Genomic DNA, 10,068 nt, shown 5'->3' with positions numbered 1-10,068 from the left:
CCCCCAGCCCGAGTACCCCGACCACACCGTGACCCTCCAGCGCCCGCCGAGGATCCCGGCCGCCCCGAGGCCGCCGGAGGAACTCCCGGCCGACCCGCGCGCCACTGACCCGCGCGCCGCCGACCCGAGTACGACGGCCCAGCACTCGTCCGCCCAGCACCCGACCGCCCAGCGCTCGTCCACCCCGTACTCGGCCGCCCCCCACCAGGCCAACAGCGACGCCAGGGACACCGTCCCGCAGCCCCCGCTGACGGGCCCGTACCCGCCGCAGAGCACCGCCCACTCCCTGCTGGTCCCCGTCCCCGACGCCAATCCGTACTCCACGCCGCCCGGCGGTGTGCTCCCCGGCCGGCCCGATGCGGCCCGTCCGCAGATACGCACCGCACAGGCGGCCCCCCAGCCCGAGAACGGCGCCCCCTGCCCGGCCTGCGGAACGCTCAACACCGCGCACCGCCACTTCTGCCGCAGCTGCGCCACCCCGCTCGCCCCGCAGGACGCCGCCACCGCCGAGGGCCCGTACGCGGGCCAGCGCCCCCGCCTGAACCAGGGCAGGGGCCGGTGGATCGCCCGCGCCCTGGTGGCGGTGGCGGTCGTCGCCGTGGTCGTCGGCGGGGTCATCGGCGGCCCGCCCGCCGCCCGCGCCGTACAGGACCACTTCGCCAAGCGCGTCGCCGTGCACCCCACGTCGTTCAAGGCCTCGCACTCCTCCGCGGGCCACGATGCGAAGGTCGCCTTCGACGGCTACTCCAACACCTGGTGGGGCACCGGTTACGCGGGCGACTCGGCCGGCCAGTACCTGGAAGCCACCTTCGGCCAGCCCACCGACCTGCTGAACATGGTGATCACCCCGGGCACGTCCAAGCGCGCGGGCCAGTCGGTGGAGCAGGCCCGCCCGCAGGAGTTCGACATGGTGGTCACCGACTCCGGCGGCAAGCCCCGCACCTTCCACGAGCGCATCGACGACGGCGGTGCGCAGCGCATCGACCTGCGGGTGCGCGGGGCGGTGTCCGTACGGCTGGTGCTGCGCTCCGCTTACGGCGCGGCCCCGGCCAAGCAGGTGGCGATCGCCGAGCTGGAGTACTTCGGACGCTCCACCAGCTGAGCGCACACGGCGAAGCCCCCGGTCCGCGTGGTGCGGGCCGGGGGCTTCCTCGTTCCTGCTGCTACTTCTCGACCGGCTTGCGCAGCTGGATGTTCAGCTCGCGCAGCCGCGTCTCGTCGAGGACCGTGGGCGCGCCCATCATCAGGTCCTGGGCGTTGCCGTTGAGCGGGAAGGCGATCGTCTCGCGGATGTTGGGCTCATCCGCGAGGAGCATGACGATACGGTCCACGCCCGGGGCGATGCCGCCGTGCGGCGGGGCGCCGAGGCGGAAGGCGCGGAGCATGCCCGCGAACTCGTGCTCGACCGTCTCGCGCTCGTAGCCCGCGATCTCGAAGGCCTTGAGCATCAGCTCGGGCTCGTGGTTGCGGATCGCGCCGGACGACAGCTCGATGCCGTTGCAGACGATGTCGTACTGGAAGGCCAGGATGTCGAGCGGGTCCTTCTCCTCCAGGTCGGCCAGGCCGCCCTGGGGCATCGAGAAGGGGTTGTGCGAGAAGTCGATCTTGCCGGTCTCCTCGTCCTTCTCGTACATCGGGAAGTCGACGATCCAGCAGAAGCGGAAGACGCCCTCCTCGAAGTGGCCGGCGCGCTTGGCGGCCTCCACGCGGACGCCCGACATGATCTTGGAGACCTCGTCGAACTCGCCCGCGCCGAAGAAGACCGCGTGGCCCGGCTTCAGGTCGAGGCGGTCCGTGAGGGCCTTGATGTCGTCCTCGGTGAGGAACTTGGCGATCGGGCCCGCGAGCGCGCCCTCGTCACCCACACGCACCCAGGCCAGGCCCTTGGCGCCGAGCGAGACGGCGTAGTCGCCGAGGCCGTCGAAGAACTTCCGCGACTGCGAGGCGGTGTCCGGGACGGGCAGCGCGCGCACGTGCTTTCCGGCGAAGGCCTTGAAGCCCGAGTCGGCGAAGACGTCCGTGACGTCGACGAGTTCCAGCTTGGCGCGCAGGTCGGGCTTGTCGTTGCCGTACTTCAGCATCGACTCGCGGAACGGGATGCGCGGGAAGGGCGAGGTGACCTCGCGGCCCTTGCCGAACTCCGTGAAGATCTCCGTCATCAGCTTCTCGATCGGCTGGAAGACGTCTTCCTGCTCGACGAAGCTCATCTCGACGTCGAGCTGGTAGAACTCGCCCGGCGAGCGGTCGGCGCGGGCGTCCTCGTCGCGGAAGCAGGGCGCGATCTGGAAGTAGCGGTCGAAGCCCGAGATCATCAGCAGCTGCTTGAACTGCTGCGGGGCCTGCGGCAGCGCGTAGAACTTGCCCGGGTTCAGGCGGGAAGGCACCACGAAGTCGCGCGCGCCCTCGGGGGAGGTGGCGGTGAGGATCGGGGTGGCCATCTCGTTGAAGCCGAGCGCGACCATCTTCGAGCGGATCGAGGCGATGACCGAGGACCGCAGCATGATGTTGCGGTGCATGCGCTCGCGGCGCAGGTCGAGGAAGCGGTACTCCAGGCGCCGCTCCTCGTTCACGCCGTCCTCGGCGTTGATCGTGAAGGGCAGCGGGGCGGCCTCGCCGAGGATCTCGACCTCGCCGACCTCGATCTCGACCTCGCCGGTGGGCAGCTCGCCGTTGACGTTGTCGGCGCCGCGGGCGGAGACCTTGCCGTCGATCCGTACGACGGTCTCCTTGGTCAGCTTCGCCAGGGCCTCGTTGCCGGGGGTGCCGGGACGGGCGACGAGCTGGGTGATCCCGTAGTGGTCGCGGAGATCGATGAAGAGGATGCCGCCCAGGTCACGGCGATTGTGGAGCCAGCCGCTCAGCCGGACGTCCGTACCGACGTCGGAGGCGCGGAGCTCGCCGCACGTGTGGGACCTGTACCGATGCTGCATCGTTCATCCAATTCTTCGCGAGATTCTTCGCGAGACAGGCGGGAATCAACCCCCACAGCGTACCGGCCCTGCTCAGATCACCCGTCCGGAATAAAGTGGGGCAATGCAGACCGAGGATGTACTGGCCGCCATCGCCACCGGAGTGTGGCGATGGGACAGCGCGGCCGGGAGCGTCGCCCTCGACGCCGAGGCCGCCCGGCTGCTGGGCCTGCCCGCCGGTCAGTCCTTGCATCCGGAGGCCTCCGTACGCTCCCGGTTCCACCCCGTCGACTGGAACGAGATGCGCGGGGTGGTGAACCTGTCGATCGCCGAGGGCACCCTCGCCGAGGTCCAGATGCGCATCGTGGACGAGGCCGGGCACGTGCTCCGTACGGTACGCAGCCGGTCCAGGCCCCAGCTCATAGGCCAGACCGCCGACGTCTACGTGGGTGTCGGCACCATCCAGGAGGTCGTCGAGCCCCATCCGGGGAGCACCGGCGGCCGCGCGCGCATCACCGGCGACTGGCGCCGCTCCCGCGAGGCGTTCCTGCTCGATGCGGGCCGGGCGCTCGCCGAGGCCCGCTCGACCGCCGAGGTGCTGCGGGTCGCCGCCTCGCTGTCGATGCCCGGTTTCTCGCCGGACGGTCTCGCGGTCTTCGGTGTGGCGGGCGATCGGCTCACGATCATCGGCCACCACGGGCACAACCCCGGCGCCGACGGCCCCTTCGCCGACATGACGCTGGACACGGACTACCCGGCCGCCGAGGTCGCGCGCACCGGGCGGGCCATCTATCTGCCGACGCCGGAGGAGTACGAGCGCCGCTACCCGGCCGCCTGGCCCCTCGCGCAGGTCTTCCAGCGCCAGTCCTGGGCCTTCCTGCCGCTGGTCGTCGCGGGCCGCACGATGGGGGCCTGGATGGCGGCCTTCAAGCACCCGGTGTCCTTCACCCCCGACGAGCGCTCCGTGCTCACCACGGTGGCCAGGATGCTGGCGCAGGCGCTCGCCAGGGCCGTGGTCGCGGAGTCGGAGCGCGAGCTCTCGCTGGGGCTGCAGCGCTCGATGATGCCGACGCTCGGTCCTGAGATCCCAGGGATGACGGTCGCCGCACGGTATGTGCCGACCGGGGGCGGGCTCCAGGTCGGCGGCGACTGGTACGACATGATCCCGCTGCCCAGCGGCCGGGTGGCGCTGGTCATCGGGGACGTACAGGGCCATGACGTACGGGCGGCCGGGGTGATGGGCCAGCTGCGGATCGCGCTGCGGGCGTACGCCTCCGAGGGCCACCGCCCCGACGCGGTCCTCTCCCGGGCCGGGCGCTTCCTGACCGGGCTCGCCGACACCCACGACGACACCGACCTCACCGGACCGCGCTTCGCGACCTGCCTGTACGCCGAGGTCGACCCGGTCGCGGGAACCCTGGACGTCGCCAGGGCGGGCCACCCCGACCCGGTGCTGATCACGGCCGACGGCACCCCGATGCTGCACCCGACCGCGGGCGGGCTGCCGCTGGGCATCGAGGAGGACACGGACTATCCGACGACCCGGATCTCCCTCCAGGAGGGGGAGGCGCTGATGTTCTGCACGGACGGCCTCATCGAGACCGGCGGGCACGACATGGCCACCGGCTGGGACCGGCTGCGGCCGATCATGGAGGAGTACGCGGAGGGGTCCCTGGAGAAGATGGCCGACGCCCTGGTCCAGGGCGTCATCGGCCCCTCCTCGCACCACACGGTGGGCCCGCTCGCCGACCGCCGCGAGGACGACATCGCGGTGCTGCTGCTCTCCAGGGACAGCGAGCAGCGGGTGGCCGTACGCCGCACGGCGCTCACCGTCGCCCAGGCCCAGCCGGAGCGGATCGCGGGCGTCCGCAGGCAGCTGCGCGAGCTCCTGCACGACTGGTCGGACCCCGAGCAGGTCGACTCCGCCGAGCTGATGGTTTCCGAGATGGTCACCAACGTCCTGGTCCACACGGACGGGGACGCGGCACTGGTCGCGACGGCGACGGGTGAGCCGGGCTTCCGGCGGCTGCGCGTCGAGGTCGCGGACGCGAGCGACGAGCTGCCGCACAAGCGCCGCCCCGGCGAGATGGCGTCCTCGGGGCGCGGTCTGGTGCTGATGGAGATGCTGGCGGACGCATGGGGGGTCGATCCGCGGGGTTCGGGCAAGTCGATCTGGTTCGAGATCTACGAATCGGGTCCTGACGCGGGCGAGGCCGACGGCACGGACCCCGACGCCGGGTCGTCGGTGGAGTAACGCTTCCTCAGCTCACCGATCACCCCGAAGGCGGCCGCGGTCACCGGCACGGCGAGCAGCATCCCGAGGATGCCGGCGACGGACGCCCCCGCGGTGATGGCCAGCATCACGACGGCCGGGTGCATCTGGACGGTCCGCGACTGGATCATCGGCTGCAGCACGTTCCCCTCCAGCTGCTGTACGGCGAGGATCACACCCAGCGTCCAGAGGCCGATCACCCAGCCCCGGTCGGCCAGCGCCACCAGGACGGCGACCGCGCCGGAGAGCGTCGCGCCGAGGTAGGGGATGTACGCGGTGATGAAGACCAGCGCGCCCAGGCCGACCGCGCCCGGCACCCGCAGGATCAGCAGTCCGGCGGTGATGCAGACGGCGTCGATCAGGGCGATGATCGTCGTCCCGCGCATAAAGCCCTCGACGGCCTCGAAGGCGCGGCGGCCCATGGCCTCCAGCGTGTCGCCCGCACCGCGCGGGGCGAGGGTGTGCGCGAGGCCCGCGGCCCGGTCGGAGTCCTTCAGGAAGAAGAAGGTCAGCAGCAGCGCCAGGACACTGGTGGCCAGGAGCGAGGCCAGGACGGACAGCCCGGCCAGCACTCCGCTGGCGGCGCTCGCGCCCCATTTGGAGATCAGACTCTTGGCGCTGTCGGCGGCGGAGCCGAGGTCGGCGGCCTGGTCGATGCCGAAGTGTTCCTTGATCCAGTTCCCGGCGTCGCTGAGCGAGGAGACGATCTGGTCGCCGGTGTCGATGAGCGCGACGACCACGACGTAACCGGTCCCGCCGACGACGGCCACCAGCGCGACGCAGGTCAGCACGGCCGCGAGCGCCCGGTTGACCCTCCTCCTGACCATCCAGCCGTGTACGGGACCGAGCAGCGCGGTGCCGAGGAGCGCGAGCAGCACGGGGGTGACGGCGGTCTGGAAGATGATGCAGAGCCAGACCCCCACGGCGGCGACCCCGGTGACCAGCAGAATCACCGCACACCAGGCGGCAGCGCGACGGGCGGCGTCGGGGAGAAGAGGCGTGGTTGGCTGCACGCTGCCAGCGGACCACGGAGCCAAGATGACGGCCCCTCAGAAGGGCCCACCAGGGTGAACCGCTTCTGGATGCTTCGGCGGACGGCCGGGGCGGCGCCATTATCAGCCCCTCCGGCGATTGAGGAGCGGGGGTCCGGGGGCGGAGCCCCCGAAAAAGGAGGCCGCCCCGGCGACGAGGTGTCACCGGGGCGGCCTCTGCGCGACCCTCGGTCGCTTGTCCATCTCAGGTGTGCGGCACTCGCTCCGTCGGGATGACGCCCAGGCGGCCCGCCTGGAAGTCGTCGAAGGCCTGCTGCAGCTCCGCGCGCGTGTTCATCACGAACGGGCCGTAGTGCGCCATCGGCTCACGGATCGGACGGCCCCCGAGGAGCACGATCTCCAGGTCGGGGGAGTTGGAGTCCTGCTGCTCGTCCGCACGGACGGTCAGCGAGGATCCCTTGCCGAAGACCGCGGTCTGACCGGTGTGGACAGGGCGGCGGTCGACGCCGACGGAGCCGCGCCCGGCCATGACGTACGCGAGACCGTTGAAGTCCTCGCGCCAGGGGAGGGTGACCTCCGCGCCGGGGCTGACCGTCGCGTGGATCATCGTGATCGGGGTGTGCGTGATGCCGGGGCCCTCGTGGCCGTCGAGCTCACCCGCGATGACACGCAGCAGCGCGCCGCCGTCGGGGGAGGTCAGCAGCTGGACCTCGCCACCGTGGATGTCCTGGTACCGCGGCGCCATCATCTTGTCGGCGGCCGGGAGGTTCACCCACAGCTGGAGGCCGTGGAAGAGCCCGCCCGAGACGACCAGCGACTCCGGCGGCGCCTCGATGTGCAGGAGCCCGGAACCGGCGGTCATCCACTGGGTGTCGCCGTCGTTGATCGTGCCGCCGCCACCGTTGCTGTCCTGGTGGATGAAGGTGCCGTCGATCAGGTACGTGACCGTCTCGAAGCCGCGGTGCGGGTGCCACGGCGTGCCCTTGGGCTCGCCCGGCGCGTACTCCACCTCACCCATCTGGTCCATCATGATGAACGGGTCGAGGTGCTGGTAGTTGACTCCGGCGAAGGCGCGGCGCACCGGGAAGCCCTCACCCTCGAAGCCCCCCGGCGCCGTGGACACGGCAAGCACGGGGCGCGGTACGGAACCCTCCGGTGCGGTCACACGCGGCAGGGTCAACGGGTTCTCGACGGTCACGGCAGGCATGGCGGCCCTCCTTAGGCGGGATGCTCAGCTCCCAAAGTAGTTGAACAGTGAACATCCTGCAAGCCGTGAGTTATTCCGGCACGAAAAGAGAGAGGGAAGGTGCAGGTCAGCCGTACATGCGACGCATCGCGAAGTCGACCATCTGTTCGACGGCCTTGGCGTCGAAGACCATCCGGTGCTCGCCCTCCATGTCCAGGACGAAGCCGTAGCCGGTCGGCAGCAGGTCGATGACCTCCGCCCCGGTGATCACGAAGTACTTGGACTCCTTGCCGGCGTACCTGCGGAGCTCCTTGAGCGAGGTGAACATGGGGATCACCGGCTGCTGGGTGTTGTGCAGGGCCAGGAACCCGGGGTTGTCGCCGCGCGGGCAGTAGACCTTCGAGGTGGCGAAGATCTGCTGGAAGTCCTCGGCGGAGAGCGAACCCGTGGTGAAGGCGCGCACCCCGTCGGCCAGCGAGGGCGGGGACGGCTCGGGGTACAGCGGCTGGTCGCCGTAGCCGGACTGCTGCGGCTGGGCGTACTGCTGTTGCTGCTGAGCACCCTGGGTCTGGTCGTAGCCGTACATGAGCGCAAGAGTAGTGCGCCACATAGGGGCCATGAGGGGTTGCATCTTATTACTGGCGGGTAGCATCATATTGGCTACTAGTCGGTATTGGTCATAGGTATGCGTTATGAGAGGGCCGTTGCCATGGGGCACTACAAGTCGAATCTCCGCGACATCGAGTTCAACCTGTTCGAGGTGCTCGGTCGCGACAGCACGTACGGCAGCGGCCCGTTCGCCGAGATGGATGTCGAGACCGCCAAGTCCATCCTCGACGAGGTCGCCCGCCTCTCCGAGAACGATCTCGCGGAGTCCTTCACCGACGCCGACCGCAACCCGCCGGTCTTCGACCCCGAGACCAATACCGCGCCGGTCCCCGCGGCCTTCAAGAAGAGCTACCAGGCCTTCATGGACTCCGAGTACTGGCGTCTCGGCGTCCCCGAGGAGATCGGCGGCACCACCGCCCCGCGCTCCCTGATCTGGTCGTACGCGGAGCTGGTGCTCGGCGCGAACCCTGCCGTCTGGATGTACTCCTCGGGTCCGGCCTTCGCCGGGATCCTCTACGAGGAGGGCAACGACGTACAGAAGAAGATCGCCCAGATCGCCGTGGACAAGCAGTGGGGCTCCACGATGGTGCTCACCGAGCCCGACGCGGGCTCGGACGTCGGCGCCGGCCGGACCAAGGCCGTGCAGCAGGCGGACGGCAGCTGGCACATCGAGGGTGTGAAGCGCTTCATCACCTCGGGCGAGCACGACATGTCCGAGAACATCATTCACTACGTGCTCGCACGCCCCGAGGGTGCGGGACCCGGCACGAAGGGCCTCTCGCTCTTCATGGTCCCGAAGTTCCGGTTCGACTTCGAGACCGGTGAGCTGGGCGAGCGCAACGGCGCCTACGCCACCAACGTCGAGCACAAGATGGGCCTCAAGGCCTCCAACACCTGCGAGATGACCTTCGGCGACCAGCACCCGGCCGTCGGCTGGCTGGTCGGCGACAAGCACGAGGGCATCCGCCAGATGTTCCGGATCATCGAATTCGCCCGGATGATGGTCGGCACGAAGGCCATCGCCACGCTCTCGACCGGTTACCTGAACGCGCTGGAGTACGCCAAGGAGCGCGTCCAGGGCCCCGACCTCGCCCAGTTCATGGACAAGGCCGCCCCGAAGGTGACGATCACTCACCACCCGGACGTACGGCGCTCGTTGATGACCCAGAAGGCGTACGCCGAGGGCATGCGCTCGCTGGTGCTCTACACCGCCACCGTCCAGGACGCGATCCAGGAGAAGGAGGCCGCGGGCGAGGACGCCAAGGCGCTGCACGGCCTCAACGACCTGCTGCTGCCGATCGTGAAGGGCTACGGCTCGGAGAAGTCCTACGAGCAGCTCGCCCAGTCGCTGCAGACCTTCGGCGGCTCCGGGTACCTCCAGGAGTACCCGATCGAGCAGTACATCCGCGACGCCAAGATCGACACCCTGTACGAGGGCACCACCGCCATCCAGGGCCAGGACTTCTTCTTCCGGAAGATCGTCCGCGACCAGGGCGCTGCGCTCAACACGCTGTCCGAGGAGATCAAGAAGTTCCTCGCGGTCGGCTCCGGCGGCGAGGACCTCGGCGAGGCGCGCGAGCAGCTCGCCAAGGCGGCCGTGGACCTGGAGGCGATCGTCGGCACGATGATCACCGACCTGACCGCGACCGGCGAGGACGTCAAGAACATCTACAAGGTGGGCCTCAACACGACCCGCCTGCTGATGGCTTCGGGCGATGTCGTCGTCGCGTACCTGCTGCTCAAGGGTGCCGCCGTGGCCACCGAGAAGCTGCCTTCGGCCTCCCCGAAGGACGTCCCGTTCTACCAGGGCAAGATCGCGGCCGCGAAGTTCTTCGCCGCCAACGTGCTGCCGGGCGTGGGCAGTGCGCGTGCGCTGGCCGAGACGGTCGACAACTCCCTGATGGAGCTGGACGAGGCGGCTTTCTAGTCCGCCCCCCGATCAGCCGGTGGCCCGGTCCTCTCTCCGCGGAGAGGGCCGGGCCACCGGGGTATGTGATCCACAATCGACCCGGAATGTACTGGTCCACCGTTACGGGCTGCGACTGGGGCCTGTCAGCGGGCGTCGTTAGGCTGGCAGCATGAGCACTCCCGCCCTCCCGC

Annotated in this window: 7 protein-coding genes; 3 read left to right on the top strand and 4 right to left on the bottom strand. The window is 69.9% G+C overall.

The features are described 5' to 3' along the window. Positions 1-1,102, top strand: a 1,102-nt coding sequence (locus J0695_RS23470; protein ID WP_443726327.1) for an NADase-type glycan-binding domain-containing protein, incomplete at its 5' end; no start/stop codon positions are given. Between the two features lie 61 nt (positions 1,103-1,163). On the opposite strand, the gene aspS is transcribed toward J0695_RS23470, so the two are convergent. Then, positions 1,164-2,930 carry an aspartate--tRNA ligase gene (gene aspS, locus J0695_RS23465; protein WP_206964449.1) on the bottom strand — a complete coding sequence of 589 codons (1,767 nt, stop codon included), beginning with the start codon at positions 2,928-2,930 and terminating at the stop codon, positions 1,164-1,166. Between the two features lie 103 nt (positions 2,931-3,033). On the opposite strand from aspS, the gene J0695_RS23460 reads away from it, so the two are divergent. Then, positions 3,034-5,163, top strand: a complete 2,130-nt coding sequence (locus J0695_RS23460; RefSeq protein WP_206964447.1) for an ATP-binding SpoIIE family protein phosphatase — start codon at positions 3,034-3,036, stop codon at positions 5,161-5,163. Here the strand turns inward: J0695_RS23460 and J0695_RS23455 are convergent. The 3 genes from J0695_RS23455 to J0695_RS23445 form a co-directional block, all read right to left on the bottom strand. After that, complete coding sequence (locus J0695_RS23455; protein ID WP_206964439.1) at positions 5,094-6,194, bottom strand: AI-2E family transporter; 1,101 nt, start codon at positions 6,192-6,194, stop codon at positions 5,094-5,096. The genes J0695_RS23460 and J0695_RS23455 overlap by 70 nt on opposite strands. Positions 6,195-6,417: 223 nt before the next feature. Next, the gene (locus J0695_RS23450) at positions 6,418-7,380 is read right to left on the bottom strand and encodes a pirin family protein (RefSeq protein ID WP_206964437.1); all 963 of its coding nucleotides are present in this window, start codon (positions 7,378-7,380) and stop codon (positions 6,418-6,420) included. A 106-nt stretch (positions 7,381-7,486) separates the two neighbouring features. Continuing rightward, on the bottom strand, positions 7,487-7,945 hold the full coding sequence (locus tag J0695_RS23445) for an SseB family protein (RefSeq protein ID WP_206964435.1): 459 nt from the start codon (positions 7,943-7,945) through the stop codon (positions 7,487-7,489). Between the two features lie 123 nt (positions 7,946-8,068). On the opposite strand from J0695_RS23445, the gene J0695_RS23440 reads away from it, so the two are divergent. Beyond that, entirely contained in the window at positions 8,069-9,895 is a 1,827-nt protein-coding gene (locus tag J0695_RS23440) for an acyl-CoA dehydrogenase (RefSeq protein WP_206964433.1), read from the top strand. Positions 9,896-10,068: the final 173 nt, after the last annotated feature.

Origin of the sequence: Streptomyces beijiangensis (assembly GCF_017315755.1) — a bacterium.
Lineage (GTDB): Bacteria > Actinomycetota > Actinomycetes > Streptomycetales > Streptomycetaceae > Streptomyces > Streptomyces beijiangensis.
This window is presented reverse-complemented; position numbering and strand designations above follow the sequence as displayed.

Excerpts from the sequence above, each read along its gene's own strand:
- J0695_RS23450 (WP_206964437.1), bottom strand. The coding sequence starts at position 7,380 with ATGCCTGCCGTGACCGTCGAGAACCCGTTGACCCTGCCGCGTGTGACC.
- J0695_RS23440 (WP_206964433.1), top strand. The coding sequence starts at position 8,069 with ATGGGGCACTACAAGTCGAATCTCCGCGACATCGAGTTCAACCTGTTC.
- aspS (WP_206964449.1), bottom strand. The coding sequence starts at position 2,930 with ATGCAGCATCGGTACAGGTCCCACACGTGCGGCGAGCTCCGCGCCTCC.
- J0695_RS23445 (WP_206964435.1), bottom strand. The coding sequence starts at position 7,945 with ATGTACGGCTACGACCAGACCCAGGGTGCTCAGCAGCAACAGCAGTAC.
- J0695_RS23460 (WP_206964447.1), top strand. The coding sequence starts at position 3,034 with ATGCAGACCGAGGATGTACTGGCCGCCATCGCCACCGGAGTGTGGCGA.